The sequence below is a fragment of the Streptomyces sp. YGL11-2 genome (assembly GCF_050054615.1).
In the GTDB taxonomy this organism is placed as follows: domain Bacteria; phylum Actinomycetota; class Actinomycetes; order Streptomycetales; family Streptomycetaceae; genus Streptomyces.
The window spans coordinates 71093-88948 of sequence record NZ_JBNHIN010000012.1 but is presented as its reverse complement, the minus strand read 5'-3'; the positions used below and the strand labels follow the sequence as shown (position 1 = coordinate 88948).

Annotated in this window: 13 protein-coding genes; 8 read left to right on the top strand and 5 right to left on the bottom strand. The window is 71.3% G+C overall.

Going from position 1 to position 17856, the window contains the following annotated elements; translation table 11 throughout:
• Positions 1 to 223 precede the first annotated feature (223 nt).
• The 6 genes from ACO1BR_RS16270 (at position 224) to ACO1BR_RS16245 (ending at position 7468) form a co-directional block, all read left to right on the top strand.
• Positions 224 to 973, top strand: a complete 750-nt coding sequence (locus ACO1BR_RS16270) for a GntR family transcriptional regulator (protein WP_159508232.1) — start codon at positions 224 to 226, stop codon at positions 971 to 973.
• A gap of 356 nt (positions 974 to 1329) precedes the next feature.
• Positions 1330 to 3009: an APC family permease gene (locus ACO1BR_RS16265; protein ID WP_426795774.1), complete on the top strand. Its 1680-nt coding sequence runs from the start codon at positions 1330 to 1332 to the stop codon at positions 3007 to 3009.
• Positions 3010 to 3228: 219 nt separating this feature from the next.
• Positions 3229 to 3411, top strand: coding sequence for an SPOR domain-containing protein (locus tag ACO1BR_RS16260; protein ID WP_426795773.1), 183 nt, complete (start codon positions 3229 to 3231; stop codon positions 3409 to 3411).
• A 51-nt stretch (positions 3412 to 3462) separates the two neighbouring features.
• On the top strand, positions 3463 to 3891 hold the full coding sequence (locus ACO1BR_RS16255; RefSeq protein ID WP_426795772.1) for a (deoxy)nucleoside triphosphate pyrophosphohydrolase: 429 nt from the start codon (positions 3463 to 3465) through the stop codon (positions 3889 to 3891).
• A 256-nt stretch (positions 3892 to 4147) separates the two neighbouring features.
• Positions 4148 to 4609, top strand: coding sequence for an ATP-binding protein (locus ACO1BR_RS16250; RefSeq protein ID WP_426795771.1), 462 nt, complete (start codon positions 4148 to 4150; stop codon positions 4607 to 4609).
• A 162-nt stretch (positions 4610 to 4771) separates the two neighbouring features.
• Positions 4772 to 7468, top strand: a complete 2697-nt coding sequence (locus ACO1BR_RS16245) for a SpoIIE family protein phosphatase (RefSeq protein ID WP_426795770.1) — start codon at positions 4772 to 4774, stop codon at positions 7466 to 7468.
• A 74-nt stretch (positions 7469 to 7542) separates the two neighbouring features.
• On the opposite strand, the gene ACO1BR_RS16240 is transcribed toward ACO1BR_RS16245, so the two are convergent.
• The 5 genes from ACO1BR_RS16240 to ACO1BR_RS16220 all read right to left on the bottom strand — a co-directional run bounded on the left by ACO1BR_RS16240 (position 7543) and on the right by ACO1BR_RS16220 (position 12995).
• Positions 7543 to 8955 carry an amidohydrolase family protein gene (locus ACO1BR_RS16240; protein ID WP_426795769.1) on the bottom strand — a complete coding sequence of 471 codons (1413 nt, stop codon included), beginning with the start codon at positions 8953 to 8955 and terminating at the stop codon, positions 7543 to 7545.
• 104 nt (positions 8956 to 9059) lie between these two features.
• Complete coding sequence (locus ACO1BR_RS16235) at positions 9060 to 9857, bottom strand: succinate dehydrogenase/fumarate reductase iron-sulfur subunit (RefSeq protein WP_426795768.1); 798 nt, start codon at positions 9855 to 9857, stop codon at positions 9060 to 9062.
• Positions 9854 to 11791 (bottom strand): fumarate reductase/succinate dehydrogenase flavoprotein subunit, encoded by a 1938-nt coding sequence (locus ACO1BR_RS16230; RefSeq protein WP_426795767.1) that lies wholly within the window; start codon positions 11789 to 11791, stop codon positions 9854 to 9856. Before ACO1BR_RS16230 ends, ACO1BR_RS16235 begins: the two co-directional genes overlap by 4 nt.
• A gap of 61 nt (positions 11792 to 11852) precedes the next feature.
• The gene (locus tag ACO1BR_RS16225; RefSeq protein WP_426795766.1) at positions 11853 to 12680 is read right to left on the bottom strand and encodes a hypothetical protein; all 828 of its coding nucleotides are present in this window, start codon (positions 12678 to 12680) and stop codon (positions 11853 to 11855) included.
• A gap of 15 nt (positions 12681 to 12695) precedes the next feature.
• Positions 12696 to 12995: a hypothetical protein gene (locus ACO1BR_RS16220; protein ID WP_426795765.1), complete on the bottom strand. Its 300-nt coding sequence runs from the start codon at positions 12993 to 12995 to the stop codon at positions 12696 to 12698.
• Between the two features lie 393 nt (positions 12996 to 13388).
• Here ACO1BR_RS16220 and ACO1BR_RS16215 point away from each other — a divergent pair, with 393 nt between their 5' ends.
• Together ACO1BR_RS16215 and typA are read left to right on the top strand one after the other, a co-directional pair.
• Entirely contained in the window at positions 13389 to 15737 is a 2349-nt protein-coding gene (locus ACO1BR_RS16215) for an ABC transporter family substrate-binding protein (RefSeq protein ID WP_426795764.1), read from the top strand.
• 183 nt (positions 15738 to 15920) lie between these two features.
• A complete protein-coding gene (typA, locus tag ACO1BR_RS16210) occupies positions 15921 to 17834 on the top strand; it encodes a translational GTPase TypA (protein ID WP_426795763.1) in 1914 nt (637 codons plus the stop codon).
• Positions 17835 to 17856: the final 22 nt, after the last annotated feature.

Genomic DNA, 17856 nt, shown 5'->3' with positions numbered 1-17856 from the left:
GGGTGCCCGAGGGGCGCTCGCCCTGCGCCGAGCCGGTGGTCGCCGGGCGCGGCGGGCGTTGCCGGGGGCCGTGCCGGAGGGGAGGGTTTCCGGGGTGGTGGGTGGGCTGCTGGAGGGGCTGAGCTGGGGGTAATTACTTTGAGTGAATCTCTGGTGTGAGCTTGCGATCGGCAACGCGCGGTTGTCACGCTGTTGCTGACTGTCAAGCTGTTGGGAGGGGCCTGTGCCTTTCGGTGAGCAGCCCGCGTACCTCCGCGTCGCCGGTGACCTGCGTCAGAAGATCGTCGACGGGGTGTTGGCCCCGCACACCCGTCTCCCTTCCCAGGCTCGTATCCGGGAGCAGTACGGCGTCTCGGACACCGTCGCGCTGGAGGCGCGCAAGGTCCTGATGGCCGAGGGCCTGGTGGAGGGCCGCTCGGGGTCGGGGACGTATGTGCGCGAGCAGCCCGTGCCGCGCCGTATCGCCCGCGCCGGCTATCACTCCGGGGGCTGCACGCCGTTCCGGCAGGAGCAGACGGACGAGCGGGTGCGCGGCACCTGGGAGTCCAACAGCGAGCAGGAGGCGGCCAGTTCGGTGGTGGCGGCGCGGCTGCGGATCCCGGTGGGGGCCAGGGTGATGCGGACGCGCTACGTGTTCCGCGCGGAGGGTGAGCCGTCGATGCTCTCGACCTCCTGGGAGCCGCTGGCCGTCACCGGGCGGACGCCGGTGATGCTGCCGGAGGAGGGCCCGCTGGCCGGGCGCGGGGTGGTCGAGCGGATGGCCGCGATCGACGTGGTGGTGGACAACGTCATCGAGGAGGTCGGGGCGCGGCCGGGGCTGGCGGAGGAGGCGATGGCGCTGGGCGGCGTGCCGGGGCACGCGGTGCTGGTGATCTCGCGGACGTACTTCGCGGGCGGCCGGCCGGTCGAGACCGCCGATGTGATCACGCTCGCGGCCCGCCATCGCGTCGCGTACCACCTGCCCGTGAAGTAGCGGGCGCGGGCGCGGTAGTGGGCCGGGCACGCAGGGTCTCCGGTCGCCGGTTCGGCGTGCCGGACGGTTCGCGGGGCCCGCCGCGCCCCCCGGTGGACTCCTGGTCGACTCCCTGTGTTTGCCAAGTAGACGCCCAGTGCGGGAATCGCAGGTCCGCTGACCGCGATTTTCAGCCGAGTTTGGTGTCCCTTTTGTGGTCATTTACACCCCGGTGTCGTCCGTTTACCGGTGTTGGAAACCTCACAGAGGCTCAACTGGGCGGGATTTTTTGCTCGGTGTGGGAACCGGATCTACGGATTCGCTCATACGATGGCGAAGTTTGTGCACGGCACGGGGGAAGACCAGGAGACCAGCACGTGAGCGACACGAAGACAACGAGCGCGGAGCAGGGCTCGCACTCGAATTACCGTCGGTCCCTCGGGACCATTGCCCTGACCGCCACTGGTCTCGGGTCGATCATCGGTTCCGGTTGGCTCTTCGGAGCCGCGCGGGCCTCTGCCATCGCCGGACCGGCCGCCATCCTGGCCTGGATCATCGGCGCGGTCGTCGCGCTCACCATCGCGCTCACGTACACCGAACTCGGCTCGATGTTCCCGAAGGCCGGCGGCATGGTCCGCTACGGCCAGTACTCGCACGGCTCGCTGGCCGGGTACCTCGCGGCCTGGGCGAACTGGATCGCCATCGTCTCGGTGATCCCGGGTGAGGCCACCGCCTCCGTCCAGTACATGAGCAGCTGGAAGTTCGGCTGGGCGCAGGCGCTGTACGACGGCAAGGAGTTGACCGGCACCGGCGTCGGGCTGGCCAGCATCCTGCTGATCTTCTACTTCTTCCTCAACTGGTTCGCGATCACGCTGTTCGCGAAGACCAACACCGCGATCACGGTCTTCAAGGTCGTCGTCCCGGTGCTGACCGCGAGCGCGCTGATGATCGCGCACTTCGACACCAGCAACATCACCCACCACGGCGGGTTCACCCCCAACGGCTGGAGCTCGGTCTTCACCGCGGTCGCCGTCTCCGGCATCGTCTGGGCGTACAACGGCTTCCAGTCCCCGCTGAACATGGCCGGGGAGGCCCGCAACCCGGGCAAGTCGCTGCCCAAGGCCGTGATCTCGTCGATCCTGATCGCCCTGGTCATCTACGTGGCCCTCCAGATCGCGTTCCTGATGGGCGTGCCCGGCGACAAGCTCGCCGCGGGCGGCTGGGCCTCGCTCGGCTACAACTCCCCGCTCGCCGACCTCGCGGTGGCCTGGGGCCTGAACTGGCTCGCGATGCTGCTGTACGCCGACGCGTTCATCTCGCCGTCCGGCACGGGCATGATCTACGCCGCCACCACCTCGCGCATGATCCACGGTGTGCAGGAGAACGGCCATCTGCCCGGCGTCTTCGGCAAGGTGGACAAGAAGACCGGTGTGCCGCGGCCGGCGCTGCTGCTCAACCTCGCGATCGCCTTCCTGTTCCTCGCGGTGTTCCGCGGCTGGGGCTCGCTCGCCGAGATCGTCTCGGTCGCCACGGTCATCTCGTACATCACCGGACCGGTCGCGGTGATGTCGCTGCGCCGGATCTCGCCGGACCTCAAGCGCCCGGTGCGGCTGCGGATCATGCCGGTGATCGCGCCGGTCGCGATGATCTTCGGTTCGCTGGTGCTGTACTGGGGCCGCTGGCCGCTCACCGGCAAGGTCATCCTGATCATGGCCGTCGGTCTGCCGGTCTGGGCCTGGTACGAGATCGGCAAGCCGCTGACCCAGGGCCGCAAGCCGTGGGCCGAGCTGATGCCGCACCTCAAGGCGGGCGCCTGGATGGTGGCGTACCTGCTCGTCATGGCCGCCATCTCGTACATGGGCGGCAAGGAGTTCGGGGGTAAGGGCTATCTGCCGGTCGGCTGGGACGTGGTCCTGGTCGCGCTGGTCGCCCTGGCCTTCTACTTCTGGGGCGTGCGCAGCGCCTGGCGCAACCCCTCGCTGGTGCAGGCCGAGGCCGAGATGAACGCGGCCGAGACCGTCGCCACCGAGGAGGTGAAGGCCCCGGCCGGGGCCTGATCCTGTTCTTCCCTGCCCGGGAAACGGGCAGAACCGGCCACTCGCAGGCCGCTCTTGGCGATCCAGAGCCCGCGGCTGGCCGGTTCGGTATCTCTTTGTGTAAATCCATATCCGGTGAGTAAAGGTCGGGCGTAGGCTCGGGCATATGCGGATTGCGATTTCGGCATCAGCGCAGGAGGGGCGCGTCATGGCGCGCTGCCGGGCGGACGGAGGGGCGCAGTGACTGACAATGGGGCCGTGCTGCCCTGGCTCGTCATCCGCCAGGACGAAGGCGGCAACCGCTACCGCGTCGGCCGCTATGCCACCCGAGCGGAGGCGGAGCGGGTGGCGGACCGCCTCGACACCCCCCGCGGCAGCCGCCAGCTCTACGTGGTCGAGCAGGTGGGGCGCGGGACGGCGTGAGGGGAACGGGGCGGGGAGCGGGACGCGGGCGGGGGACGTAGGCTGCCGCGCATGACGACCGTGCGCGTAGTGGTCGGCGGAGCGGTGTGCGCGCGAGGGCGGCTGCTGGCCGCCCGGCGCAGCGCGCCGCCCGCGCTGGCCGGCCGCTGGGAGCTGCCCGGCGGCAAGGTGGAGGACGGCGAGTCACCCGAGCAGGCGCTGGTGCGGGAGCTGCGCGAGGAGCTGGGTGTGGAGGCCGCGGCCGAGGAGCGGATCCCCGGTGAGTGGGTGCTGCGGCCCGGCTATGTGCTCCAGGTGTGGACGGCCCGGCTGGTGTCCGGTCAGCCGCGTCCGCTGGAGGATCATGACGAGCTGCGCTGGCTGCTGCCCGGTGAGGAGCAGCAGGTCGACTGGCTGGACCAGGACCGCCCGGCCGTCGCCGAGGCGATGCGAAGGCTGGCGGCGCGGGCCGCGACGGGGATTCCCGGCGCGCGGCTTTAGGGGGCCGGCGGTCGCCGCCTGCCGCGGTTCGCCGGCCCGCGGGTGCGCTCGGTGCGCTCGCGCGCGGACACCGCCTGTGATGGCTCCGGTGTCCGCCCGCTCGCCGGGTGTGCGCCACGGTGCCGTTTCACCGCGGGATGTTCCATTTGTGCAACAGTGCGCGATCGCAGGCGATATTTGGGGTTCGATATCGGGTATGTCCTGATTGACCCCTTTCGGTGCGCGTGATGCGCCAGGGGAACCCTCGGTCTGGGAAGTGATCGGCGTGAGCGACGGCGCAGCGGCAGAGGTCCCGGAGCCCGTCTCCGTCGATGGCCGCAAGCGCGGCAGGGTTTCCGGCGCACCGAGCGCCGAATGGAGCTTCCCGGCCGACCCCGGCGCGGTCCGCACCGCGCGCACCATGGTCCGTCAGGTGCTCGACGACTGGGGGCTGAACGGCGCCGCCGATGTCGCGGTGCTGCTGGTCAGCGAACTCGTCACCAACTCCCTGCGCTACGCCAGCGGGCCCATCGGTGTACGGATGGTGCTGCTCGGCGCCGGGGGGCTGCTCGTCGAGGTCTCCGATCCGCTGCCCGATCCGCCGCGGGAGCGCACCACCACCCCGGATGACGAGGGGGGACGCGGTCTCCAACTGGTGGCGTGCAGTTCACGGCGCTGGGGGACCCGGCGGGGAAAGACCGGTAAGACAGTGTGGTTCGAGCTGTCGGTGGCTGGTTAGGAGTCAGGAGGGGGCCTGATCGTTGCCATTTCATCGACATTTTGTAGATGGGCTGCGATCGAGACTGTGCTGTGATCGTGAAGACCGTGTTCCGGATAGCCGAGGTGCTGGAATACTCGGCAGGTCCGGTCCGGGCACGATGAGCTGGAGGGGACGGGGCTCGTGAGCGAGAAGTCTTCTGGCGGGGCGGTACCCGCGCAGACCGATGGTCGGGGCGGTGCGGACGTCCCGGGTGACCCAGGCGGCCGTCGCCGTGCGCGGGAGCCGCAGGGCCCGCCCGTATGGCAGAGCAGCCGGCCCGGATCGATCTACGACTACATCAGAGTCGCCTCCTTCTCACTGGGCCCCGACGGGCGCATCGACCAGTGGAGCGAGCGGGCCGCGCAGATGCTGGGCATCCCCGCCCGGTACGCCATCGGCAAGGACCCCGTAGCGGCTTTCGTAGCCGGTGAGTTGCGGGAGACCGGACGCCGCAAGGTGTCCGAGATCCTCGACGGGCGGGAGTGGACCGGCCTGGTTCCCTATCGCAGGGACGCCGACGGCGACGGGGACGCCGACGGGCTCGCCGAGATCTATGTGATGCCCGCCGAGAACGAGCACGGGGAGCGCGGCGCGGTCTGCCTGGTCGTCGACGTACGGGCGCTGCGCGGCATCGAGACCGACCTGGCCGCCGCGCAGGCGGTGTTCGGTCAATCCCCCATGGGCTTCACCCTGTTCGGCACGGACCTGAAGCTGCTGCGGGTCAACGAGCGCTTCGCCACCGTCTTCGGCGGCCCGGCCGCCAGGTACCGCGGCTGCACCCCGCACGACTTCCTGCCGCGCCCCGAGGCCGAGCGGATGACCGCGGCGCTGCGCCGCGTCCTGGAGACCGGGGAGCCGGTCACCGAGATGCAACTGGTGGGCATGGTGCCCGGAGAGCCGGGAGAGGACGCCCGCCGCCGCTGGTCGGTGTCGCTCTACCGGCTGCACGGCGCCAGCGGCCGCCCCATCGGCGTCGCCGGGCTCGCCTCCGACGTCACCGGCCGCCGCCGCGCCGAACGCGAGGCCGCCAACGCCCGCCGCAACCTCGCCCTGCTCAACGAAGCCGGCGCCCGGATAGGCAACTCGCTCGACCTGGAGACCACCGCCCGCACCCTGCTGGACGTCGCCGTACCGCAGTTCTGCGATCTGGCGTCGGTGGACCTCTACCAGGGGCTGCTGGCCGGCGACGAGGCGCCGCCCGGGATGAGCGACGGCAGCGCGGAGCTGCGCCGGGTCGCCTTCGCCAGCGCGGTGTCCGACGCCCCGCTCGCCTCCACCACCTGCTGCGTCCCCGAGGACGGGCCCGGACCGGTCGCCGTCGGCGCGGTCCACCGCTACCCCTTCAACTCGCCCTGCGCGGGCGCCCTGCGGACCGCCCAGGCGCAGATCATCCCCGGCCGGGAGAGCGACGACGGCCCGGAGCTCGGCGCGGTGGTGCACTCCACCCTCGCCGTCCCGATGGTCGCCCGGGACACCATCGTCGGGCTGGTGCAGTTCTCCCGTACGAAGGGCAGCGAGCCGTTCGGCGAGCGCGACACCGCGCTGGCCGTCGAACTGGCCGCGCGCGCCGCGGTCTGCATCGACAACGCCCGCCTCTACCGCCGCGAACACGAGCGCGCGCTGATCCTCCAGCGCAGCCTGCTGCCGCCCGGCGACCCGGAGGCGGCCGGCCTCGACATCGCCTGCCGCTACCTCCCCGGCACCACCGCCACCGAGGTCGGCGGCGACTGGTTCGACGTCATCGAACTCCCCGGCCACCGCACGGCGCTGGTCGTCGGCGACGTGATGGGCCGGGGGCTGCGCGCCGCCGTCGCGATGGGCGAACTCCGCACGGCCGTCCGGACGCTGGCGCTGCTGGACCTGGAGCCGGCCGAGGTGCTGGGGGCGCTGGACGAGATCGCCAGGGGGCTCGGCGGCAGCGGCGACGGGCGGTCCACGCCGTCGGCCCGCGGCCGCTCGGGTGCCGCGCCCGGCGGGGGCGGCCCCGGCCGCTCGGCCGCCACCGCCGACCTCTCCGAGGTCTACCTCGCCACCTGCGTCTATGCCGTCTACGACCCGATCACCCGGACCTGCACCTTCGCCAATGCCGGGCATCTGCCGCCCGTACTGGTCGAGGAGGGCGAGGACGCGCTGCTGCTCGACGTACCGCCGGGGATGCCCCTCGGCGTCGGCGGCGAGCCGTTCGAGGAGATCGAGGTCGAAGTCCCGGACGGCGCGCTGCTCGCGCTGTACACGGACGGTTTGGTGGAGTCCCGGGACCACCCGCTGGACGAGGGGCTGCAGGCGTTCCGGACGGCGCTCTCGGAGTCCGGCCGCCCACTGGAGGACGTCTGCGACCACGTGCTGAGCGCACTGGACACCCAGCACGGCGAGGACGACATCGCGCTGCTGATGGCCCGGGTGCACGGGCTGCCGAAGGACGCGGTGGGCGACTGGAGCCTGGCGCCGGAGGCCCGTTCGGTCGCCCGGGCCCGTGAGCTGGCCCGCGACCAGCTCACGGACTGGGGGCTCGACGCCCTGGTGGACACCACGGAACTGCTGGTCAGCGAGCTGGTGACCAACGCCCTGCGGCACGGCCACGGTGAGATCCGGCTGCGGCTGCTGCTGGACCGCACCCTGGTCTGCGAGGTGTGGGACGCGGATCTCGCCCAGCCGCGCCGCCGCCGGGCTCGGGACACCGACGAGGGCGGTCGCGGCCTCCAGCTCGTCGGCCTGCTGAGCGAGCGCTGGGGCAGCCGCCGCACCCCGCGCGGCAAGACCGTGTGGTTCGAACTGGCCCTGCCGGACGGCGAGTCGAAACCGGTGGATCCGGCGGAGGCGCTGCTGAGCCTGTTCTGATCCCGGACGGTTCGGGGTCGAGCCGGTGGTGATCCGGGGCGGTGGGACCTGCCGGGCGCGCGGGCGTTCGGCGGTCAGCGGGTGCGGAGGTGGGACGCCGCCAACTCCGCCTCGTGGACGACGCGTTCGGTGTCGACGTGGACCAGCACGCCGCGGTGCTTGCGCAGGTGGCCGTCGACGAAGACCTCGCTGACGTTCGGCGGCTGGCCGTTGAGGACGATCTGGCCGGTCCAGTCGTAGCGCGGGGCGAAGTTGAGCGTGCCGGGGTCGAGGACGACGACATCGGCGCGTTTGCCCGGTGTCAGCGACCCGATCCGGTCCGCCATGCCGATGCACTCCGCGCCGCCCAGGGTCGCCATCCGCAGCACGGCCGGGATGGTGGGGTGGATCCCGGCGTCCTCGTGGCGGGCCCGCTGGAGGCCGACCGCCGCCTTCATGAGGTTGAACATGTCCGAGGTGTCATTGGTCCCGCCGTCGTGGCCCAGCCCGGCCCGTACCCGGTGCGCGTGCAGCGCGGGCAGCGGGCAGATGCCGGACGCGAGCCGCATGTTGCTCAGCGGGCAGTGGGCGACCCGGACGTCGTGCTCGCCGGTCAGCGCGATCTCCGCGTCGGTGAGGTGGATCGCGTGGTTCATCAGCAGGTCCGGACCGAAGGCGCCGATCTCGCGGAGCGCGCGGATCGGGTCGTCCCGGCGGTCGTCGCGGTTCTCCAGGACGTGGGAGTTGAGCATCACGCCGAGCTCGCGGGCGAGTTCGTGGAGCGTCCGCAGGTCGGTGAGCTGCGACATCCCGGCGTGCGCCGCCACCTGGACGGAGGCCAGCGGCAGCCGGTCCAGGAAGTCCTTCTTGATCCTGGGGATGAGGTGGGCGTCGGCGGCGCGCTGCGTCGAGGCGTAGACGAAGCGCAGCCCGGCGTCGTCCAGCGCCCGGATGTAGCGCCCGCTGGTGTCGTACGGGATCGGGTGCACCCAGTCGACGACCGTGGTGACGCCCGCCTGGAGGGCGTCGAGGGCGGCCAGGTGGACGAACCGGTACATGTCCTGGGGGTCGATCTTCGGCAGGGCGGTGCGGTTGCAGTCGGACATCCAGCCGTAGAGGTCCTCGTTGGAGCAGCCGCCGCGGATGCTGGACTGCCACAGGTGGTTGTGCAGATCGACGAAGCCCGGCAGGACGATCCTGCCGCGGGCGTTTAGGACGCGGGCGCCGTCCGGGGCGCCGAGCCGCCGGCCGACGGCCGCGATGACGCCGTCCCGCAGCAGCAGGTCGACATCGTTGTCCAGCTGGCCGAGGGGGCCGGTGCCCAGCTTCGGGTCCATGGTGAGCACGAGGTCGGCGCCGCGCAGCAGGGTGGTCCGGCTGCGCCCGGGGGCTTCCACCGGTCTCGGGGAGGGGGCCCGGTCGAGATCGGGGAAGCCGGCCGCGGCGGCCAGCGGGACGGTGCCGAGGCCGGCCAGCACCCGTCGCCGGCTCATTTCCGGAAGATTCATTTCGTTTTTATACCGCGCCTGCTCGAACTCGCCGTAAGAACGTTTCCGGCCATGTGACGCGACATCAGAAATGCTGCATCCGGGGGCACTTGGGTGCCCGTCGGTCATTCCGTCCGGCGGCGGATCTTGTTCCCGAGCCACACCAGAGGGTCGTACTTACGGCCGGCGGCACGCTCCTTCAGCGGGATCAGCGCATTGTCGGTGATCTTGATGTTCTCCGGGCAGACCTCGGTGCAGCACTTGGTGATGTTGCAGTAGCCCAGCCCGTGCTCGTCCTGTGCGGTGCTCTTGCGGTCCAGCCCGGCCGCCGGCGCCCCGTCCAGCGGGTGCATGTCGAGCTCGGCGATCCGCATCAGGAAGCGCGGCCCGGCGAAGACGGTCTTGTTCTCCTCGTGGTCGCGCACGACATGGCAGGTGTTCTGGCACAGGAAGCACTCGATGCACTTCCGGAACTCCTGCGACCGGTTCACGTCCTCCTGCTGCATCCGGTACTCGCCGGGCCCCAGGTCCGCCGGCGGGACGAACGCCGGGATCTCCCGCGCCTTGGTGTAGTTGAACGAGACGTCGGTGACCAGGTCGCGCAGGACCGGGAAGGTCCGCATCGGGGTGACGGTCACGGTCTCCGTACGGGAGAAGACCGACATCCGGGTCATGCACATCAGCCGAGGGCGCCCGTTGATCTCCGCGCTGCACGAACCGCACTTGCCCGCCTTGCAGTTCCAGCGGACGGCGAGATCGGGCGCCTGGGTCGCCTGGAGGCGGTGGATGATGTCCAGCACCACCTCGCCTTCGTGCACCTCCACCTCGTAGTCCGTCAGCCCGCCGCCGTCCGCGTCGCCCCGCCACACCCGGAAGTGCGCCGGGTACACGCCGGCCCGCTGGTTCGCCTGCCGCTCGCTCACCGGCTCAGCTCCTCGTCCGTCAGGTACTTCACCAGCTCGTCCTTGTCGAAGAGTTCGAGGAGATCGCGGCGGATCGGCGGGGTCTCCCGGCGGGAGAGCCCGATCTGGCCGAGCGCCGGGTCCGCCTCCCCCGACTCGGCCCGGGTGTCGGCGAGTTCGCAGACCAGGTTGACGTTGCGCCAGCGCCGGTCCATCTCCGGATGGTCGTCCCGGGTGTGCCCGCCGCGGCTCTCCGTACGCTCCAGCGCCGCCCGCGCCACGCACTCGCTGACCAGCAGCATGTTCCGCAGGTCGATGGCCAGGTGCCAGCCAGGGTTGTACTGCCGGTGCCCCTCGACGCCGGCCCGCCGGGCGCGCACCCGCAGCTCGGCCAGCCGCTCCAGCGCCTCGGCCATCTCGCCCTCCCGGCGGATGATGCCGACCAGGTCGTTCATCGACTGCTGGAGCTCCTGGTGCACGGTGTACGGGTTCTCCGCCGGGCCCCGGTCGGCCTGCCGCGCACCGCCCTCGGCGCTGAAGGGGCGCAGCGCCTCCGCCTCGGCGGCGTCGACGTCCCGCGGGTCGGCCTCCGGCCGGTCGCTCAGCGCCGCCGCGTACTCGGCCGCGTGGAGCCCCGCCCGGCGGCCGAAGACCAGCAGGTCGGACAGGGAGTTGCCGCCCAGCCGGTTGGAGCCGTGCATCCCGCCGGCCACCTCGCCGGCCGCGAACAGCCCCGGCACCCCGGTCGCCGCCGCGGTGTCCGGGTCCACCTCCACCCCGCCCATCACGTAGTGGCAGGTCGGGCCGACCTCCATCGGCTCGGCGGTGATGTCCACGTCCGCCAGCTCCTTGAACTGGTGGTGCATGGATGGCAGTCGGCGCTTGATCACCTCGGCCGGCATACGCGTCGAGACGTCCAGGAAGACCCCGCCGTGCGGGGAGCCGCGGCCCGCCTTGACCTCGGCGTTGATGGCGCGCGCCACCTCGTCCCGGGGCAGCAGTTCGGGCGGCCGGCGATTGTGGTCGGGGTCCTCGTACCAGCGGTCGCCCTCGGCCTCGGTCTGCGCGTACTTCTCCTTGAAGACGTCCGGGATGTAGTCGAACATGAAGCGGTTGCCGTCGCTGTTGCGCAGCACGCCGCCGTCACCGCGGACGGACTCGGTGACGAGGATGCCCTTGACGGACGGCGGCCAGACCATCCCGGTCGGATGGAACTGCACGAACTCCATGTTGATCAGCGGGGCGCCGGCCAGCAGCGCCAGCGCGTGCCCGTCCCCGGTGTACTCCCAGGAGTTCGACGTCACCTTGAAGGACTTGCCGATGCCGCCGGTGGCCAGCACCACCGCCGGTGCCTCCAGGACGAAGAAGCGGCCGGACTCCCGCTGGTAGCAGAAGACGCCCGAGACCCTGCCGTCGCTCTTGAGGACCCGGGTGACGGTGCACTCCTGGAAGACCTTCAGCCCGGCGTCGTACGAGCCGGAGGCGCGCTCGTCCTCCTGCTGGAGCGCGACGATCTTCTGCTGGAGGGTGCGGATCAGCTCCAGGCCGGTGCGGTCGCCGACGTGTGCCAGCCGCGGGTACTCGTGGCCGCCGAAGTTGCGCTGCGAGATCCGGCCGTCCGCCGTGCGGTCGAAGAGCGCGCCCCAGGTCTCCAACTCCCATACCCGGTCCGGGGCTTCCCGGGCGTGCAGCTCGGCCATCCGCCAGTGGTTGAGGAACTTCCCGCCGCGCATGGTGTCCCGGAAGTGGACCTGCCAGTTGTCGTTCTCGTTGGCGTTGCCCATGCTGGCCGCGATTCCGCCCTCGGCCATCACTGTATGGGCCTTGCCGAACAGGGACTTGCAGATCACCGCCGTCCGCAGTCCGGCCTCGCGGGCCTCGATGGCGGCGCGCAGTCCGGCGCCGCCCGCGCCCACCACGACCACGTCCCAGGTCTGCCGGTCCACATGCGCCATCAGCGGGCACACCTTTCCTTGGGGTTCTTGGAGTTGTTTTCCGTCGTCCGCGGAGCGTGCCTCAGAAGAAGCGCGGATCCTCGAACGCGCCGCTGGCCAGCAGGAAGACGTAGAAGTCCGCCACCGCCACGCTGATCAGCGAGGACCAGGCGAGCAGCATGTGGCGCTCGTTGAGCTTGCTCACCCAGCCCCACAGCCGGTAGCGCACCGGGTGCTTGGAGAAGTGCCGCAGCCGGCCGCCGACGATGTGCCGGCACGAGTGGCAGGAGAGGGTGTACGCCCAGATCAGCACGATGTTGGCGAGGAAGACCAGTGAGCCCAGGCCCATGTGGCCCCAGGCGTAGTGCGCGTCGCGGAAGGTGAGCGCCGTGTCGTAGGTGAGCACACCGGCGACCAGCACCGCGAAGTAGAAGAAGTAGCGGTGGATGTTCTGGAGGATCAGCGGGAAGCGGGTCTCACCGGTGTACTTGGCGTGCGGCTCGGCGACCGCGCAGGCCGGCGGCGAGGCCCAGAAGCCGCGGTAGTACGCCTTGCGGTAGTAGTAGCAGGTCAGCCGGAAGCCCAGCGGGAAGATCAGGATCAGCAGCGCCGGTGACAGGCTCCACCAGCTGCCGAAGATCTCCCAGTTGGGGCCGCCGCGCATGGTGTGGCAGTTCTGCGCCAGGCACGGCGAGTAGAACGGCGAGACGTACGGGGCGTGGTAGTAGTCGGCGTTCGCGAAGGCCCGCCAGGTCGAGTAGACGACGAACGCGAGCAGTCCGGCGGCGGTGCCGGCCGGTGCCAGCCACCAGCGGTCGGTGCGCAGATGGCGGGCGGGGATGGCGGCGCGCGAGGCGGCGCGCACGCCGATCGCGTCCGTTTGCGGTGGGGGTTCGATATCAGTGGCCAATGTCGGTCTCCGTCCTCAGGGCGCGTGCCGGTCCTTGGCGCCCAGGCCCTCGTCCTCGGCGTCCTTCCACAGCGCGGAGTTGTAGGGGGTGTCGGAGACCGGCACCATCTCCTCCTCGGCCTTGTCGGGGCGCCCCGGGGGTCCGGCGGCCACGCCCTGCCGCAACAGCGCCAGGCTCTCGCGCAGATGGTCCGTGTCGCTGCGCACCCGGCGGATGTCCAGCCCGCCGCCGATCCGCGTCTCCAGCTTTCCGACCGCCTGGACGAGTCCGTCCAGGCTGCGTTCAACCGCCGTCAGGTCGTCCTGAAGGGACATATCGTGCCCTCACTGTTGCAGGTGTGGTGGGCGATCTCATGCGCCCGAGAGTGTCGCGCGTCACAGTAGGGCTTGGGAAGGGGTCTGGCGCGACTACGACTCGAACCGGTGCGTTTCGGCGAACACGCGCCGTATTGACTGTCGAACTCCCGTACGGACGTGCGGGTGTGACGGTGCGTCCGATGGGCTGCATGGGCCCCCTTCCGGCACCTGGCGGAGCCCGTGTTGGGCCGGGCGGGTGGCCTTGCGGGCGGCCGTCGCCGTGTCGGGCGCTGGGGGGCGTGCCGTTCACCTTCAGTAGGGGGCCTATAGATGTGATGAGCCGCAAAGTCGGCCGGACGTGTTGCTGCGGCTCGGCTCGGCGCGGCGCGGGCGAGCCCGGAGGTAACAGTCATGACCGACCACGTCAGCTCAGGCCGTGCGGCGTGCCGGCGGCGCCGCTGTGCCGCGCTCCTCGCGGCGGGAGTGCTGCTGCCGATGCCGGCGCTGGCCGGTTGCAGCGAGAAGGACACCGCGGCGTCCGTCGCCGAGTCCCAGGACATCGCGCCGGCCCCGCGCGGGACGCTGAAGGACGGCGGCACCGTGCGCTGGGCGATCGACGCGGTGCCCGGCACCTTCAACGCCTTCCAGAGCGACGCCGACGCCACCACCGCCCGCATCACCGGCGCCGTCCTGCCCAGCCTGTTCACCGTCGACGCCAACGGCCGGCCGCAGCGCAACGCCGACTACCTCGACGCCGCGGACGTCAGTGCCCGCGAGCCCAAGCAGGTCGTCACCTACCAGCTCAACCCCAAGGCGCGGTGGAGCGACGGGCGGCCCGTCGAGGCCGCCGACTTCCTCGCCCAGTGGAACGCGCTGCGCGGCAAGGACAACGCGTACTGGACCGCCCGCAACGCGGGCTACGACCGGATCGCCAAGGTCGAGGCGGGCGCCGAGCCGCACCAGGTCAAGGTCACCTTCGCCCGGCCGTACGCCGACTGGCAGTCGCTCTTCACGCCGCTCTACCCGAAGGGCGTGATGGGCAGCCCGCACGCCTTCAACGACAAGACACGGGGCCAACTCGCCGTCGGCGCAGGTCCGTTCATCGTCCAGCAGCGGGACGCCGACCGCGGCACCGTCACGCTCGTACGGAACCCGAAGTGGTGGGGCGACGCGGCCAGGCTCGACCGTCTGGTGCTCGCGGCGCTGCCCCGCGACAAGCGGGTGGCGGCGCTGTCCGCCGGGACCGTCGACGTCGCCGCGGTCGACCCGGCCGGCGCCCGGCGGATCACCGAGGCCGGCGGCAGCGGTGACGCCAAGGCGCCCGACGGCAAGGCCGCGGCCCCGGACCGGGCCGCCGGGCTGCGCGGCTACACCGTCCGCAAGGCCCTGGAGCCCGCCTACACCCAGCTCGCCCTCAACGGCGGCGCCGGACCGCTCTCCGACGACCGGGTACGCCGCGCGGTGGCCCGCGCCCTCGACCGGCAGGCGCTCGCCGACACCGTCCTCAAGCCGCTGGACCTGCCGTCCCGGCCGCTCGGCAGCCATCTGCTGATGGCCGGGCAGCACGGCTACGAGGACCACAGCGACGCGCTCGGCGACGCGGACCCGGAGGCGGCCAGGAAGCTGCTCGCCGACGCCGGCTGGAAGCCGGCGGGCGGCAGCGGTTCGCGGGAGGCGGGGGAGAAGGCCGGCGCCGGGCGGGCGGTGCCGCCGGACGTGGCGGACGACCAGGGCGACGAGGGCTACCGCAAGGAGTCCAGGATGGACCGGCCCGGCAACGGGACCTCCGCCGACCAGCCCGGCGACGCCGGGTCGGACGGCCGCAACCCGGCGCACGCCGCCCGCGCCGGCCACCTCGGCACCGCCGCCGGGCACGACGACCAGGAGGACGGCACCCGCCCGGCCCCCGCCGACGCCCCGCTGTCCTTCGCCGGGGCGGTCGGCTCCGAGGTCCAGCAGGCCGCGCTGCTGCGGCAGAGCGCCGTGTTCTACAAGGCGGGGGCGGCCGAGGAGAAGGCGGCGGCGGCCGGGGACACCGGCTCCGCGGCGTACGCCAAGTACCGGCGGTACAAGAAGCGGGCCGCGCAGGCGCTGGGCGCCGCCGAGCTGATCGAGACCGGGCAGGCGCCGCACCTGCCGGGCTCCGCCGACCACGCGGTGGCCCGGCAGATGCGCGCCGAGCGGTCCCCGGAGGCGGCGGCAGCGGACCGGCCGGGCCGGGCGCCGGTGCTGCGCAAGGACGGCAAGCCGCTCGCGCTGCGCTTCGTGCTGCCCGACGGGGCCGGGTCCGAGCAGCTGCGCGCGGTGGGCCGGCGGATCACCGGGATGCTCAACAAGATCGGCGTGCGGACCTCGATCCAGCGGGTTCCGGACGCCAGCTACTTCCAGGACCACATCGCCTCCGGCGACTACGACCTGGCGCTCTACTCCTGGCCCGGCACCGCCTTCCCGGCGACCGACGCCCGGCCGATCTTCGCCAAGCCGCAGCCGGCGCCGGACGGCTCGCTGACCGTCGAGCAGAACTACACCCGGGTCGGCACCGACCACATCGACCAGCTCTTCGACCAGGCCGCCTCCGAGCTGGACCCGGACGCCGCGCGCACCCTGGTCGAGCAGGCGGACGCCCGGATCTGGGCCGCCGCCGGATCGATCCCGCTGTACCAGCGGCCGGAACTGGTGGCCACCAGGAAGTCGCTCGCCAACATCGGCGCGTACGGCTTCGCCTCCCCCCGCTTCCAGGACATCGGCTACAAGAAGTAAGGGCCACACCAGAGGTAATAATCGGTAAGAAATCGCAGGTCAGAGGTGCTGTGTACGGGCTGGGGCGGCCCTTTTCGCCGCAGCCCCGTACCATGGGAGAGGCCGTGGCGTCGATATGCCCGGCGGGCGCGCGTACCGGACCGTACGCGCCGCCACCCACGATTCCGGGAGAAGCGCCGCACTATGGCCGTGTCCGCAACACGTCACGACATCCGTAACGTCGCCATCGTCGCTCACGTCGACCATGGCAAGACGACCATCGTCGACGCCATGCTCAAGCAGGCCGGCGCCTTCGCCGCGCACCAGCTCGAATCCGTCGACGACCGCGTCATGGACTCGAACGACCTGGAGCGTGAGAAGGGCATCACGATCCTCGCCAAGAACACCGCGGTGAAGTATCACCCGAAGGACGGCGGGGACCCCATCACGATCAACATCATCGACACCCCCGGCCACGCCGACTTCGGCGGCGAGGTCGAGCGCGGTCTGTCGATGGTCGACGGCGTCGTCCTCCTCGTGGACGCCTCCGAGGGCCCGCTGCCGCAGACCCGCTTCGTGCTCCGCAAGGCCCTCGCCGCCCGGATGCCGGTCATCCTGTGCATCAACAAGACCGACCGCCCGGACTCCCGGATCGACGAGGTCGTCAACGAGACCTACGACCTCTTCCTCGACCTCGACGCCGACGAGGACCAGATCGAGTTCCCGATCGTCTACGCCTGCGGCCGTGACGGCATCGCCTCGCTGACCAAGCCGGACGACGGCACCGTCCCGGCCGACTCCACCAGCCTGGAGCCGTTCTTCTCCACGATCCTGGAGCACATCCCGGCCCCCACCTACGACGAGGAGGCCCCGCTCCAGGCGCACGTCACCAACCTGGACGCGGACAACTTCCTCGGCCGTATCGCGCTGCTCCGCGTCGAGCAGGGCGAGCTGCGCAAGGGCCAGACGGTCGTGTGGATGAAGCGCGACGGCTCCGTGCAGAACGTCCGCATCACCGAGCTGATGATGACCGAGGCGCTCACCCGCAAGCCCGCCGAGGTCGCCGGGCCCGGCGACATCTGCGCCGTCGCCGGCATCCCCGAGATCATGATCGGTGAGACGCTCGCCGACCCGGAGAACCCGGTCGCGCTCCCCCTGATCACGGTCGACGAGCCCGCCATCTCCATGACGATCGGTACGAACACCTCGCCGCTCGTCGGCCGCGGCGGCACCGGCAAGGGCGCCGACGCCAAGGGCGCCGTCAAGGACCGCAAGGTCACCGCGCGCCAGGTCAAGGACCGGCTGGAGCGCGAGCTGATCGGTAACGTCTCGCTCCGCGTCCTGGACACCGAGCGCCCCGACGCCTGGGAGGTGCAGGGCCGCGGTGAGCTGGCGCTCGCGATCCTCGTCGAGCAGATGCGCCGTGAGGGCTTCGAGATGACCATCGGCAAGCCGCAGGTGGTCACCAAGGACGTCGACGGCAAGACGTACGAGCCCGTCGAGCGCATGACGATCGACGTGCCCGAGGAGCACATGGGCGCGGTCACGCAGCTCATGGGCGTCCGCAAGGGCCGCATGGACAACATGTCGAACCACGGCTCGGGCTGGGTCCGCATGGAGTTCGTCGTCCCGTCGCGCGGCCTGATCGGCTTCCGTACGGAGTTCCTGACCAACACCCGCGGCACGGGCATCGCGCACTCCATCCACGAGGGCCACGAGCCGTGGTTCGGCCAGCTGCAGACGCGCAACAACGGCTCGCTCGTCGCCGACCGCTCCGGTGCCGTCACCGCCTTCGCGATGACCAACCTCCAGGAGCGCGGCGTGCTGTTCACCGACCCCGGCACCGAGGTGTACGAGGGCATGATCGTCGGCGAGAACTCGCGTTCCGACGACATGGACGTGAACATCACCAAGGAGAAGAAGCTCACGAACATGCGCTCCGCCTCTGCCGACTCCTTCGAGGCGATCGTCCCGCCGCGCAAGCTCTCCCTGGAGCAGTCGCTGGAGTTCTGCCGCGACGACGAGTGCGTCGAGGTCACCCCGGAGGCGGTCCGCATCCGCAAGGTCGTCCTCGACCAGAAGGAGCGCGGCCGCGCGGCGTCCCGCGCCAAGCGGTAACCGCCACTGACGCGTTGAAGCG

Excerpts from the sequence above, each read along its gene's own strand:
- ACO1BR_RS16255 (WP_426795772.1), top strand. The coding sequence starts at position 3,463 with ATGACGACCGTGCGCGTAGTGGTCGGCGGAGCGGTGTGCGCGCGAGGG.
- ACO1BR_RS16240 (WP_426795769.1), bottom strand. The coding sequence starts at position 8,955 with ATGAATCTTCCGGAAATGAGCCGGCGACGGGTGCTGGCCGGCCTCGGC.
- ACO1BR_RS16230 (WP_426795767.1), bottom strand. The coding sequence starts at position 11,791 with ATGGCGCATGTGGACCGGCAGACCTGGGACGTGGTCGTGGTGGGCGCG.
- ACO1BR_RS16220 (WP_426795765.1), bottom strand. The coding sequence starts at position 12,995 with ATGTCCCTTCAGGACGACCTGACGGCGGTTGAACGCAGCCTGGACGGA.
- ACO1BR_RS16215 (WP_426795764.1), top strand. The coding sequence starts at position 13,389 with ATGACCGACCACGTCAGCTCAGGCCGTGCGGCGTGCCGGCGGCGCCGC.
- typA (WP_426795763.1), top strand. The coding sequence starts at position 15,921 with ATGGCCGTGTCCGCAACACGTCACGACATCCGTAACGTCGCCATCGTC.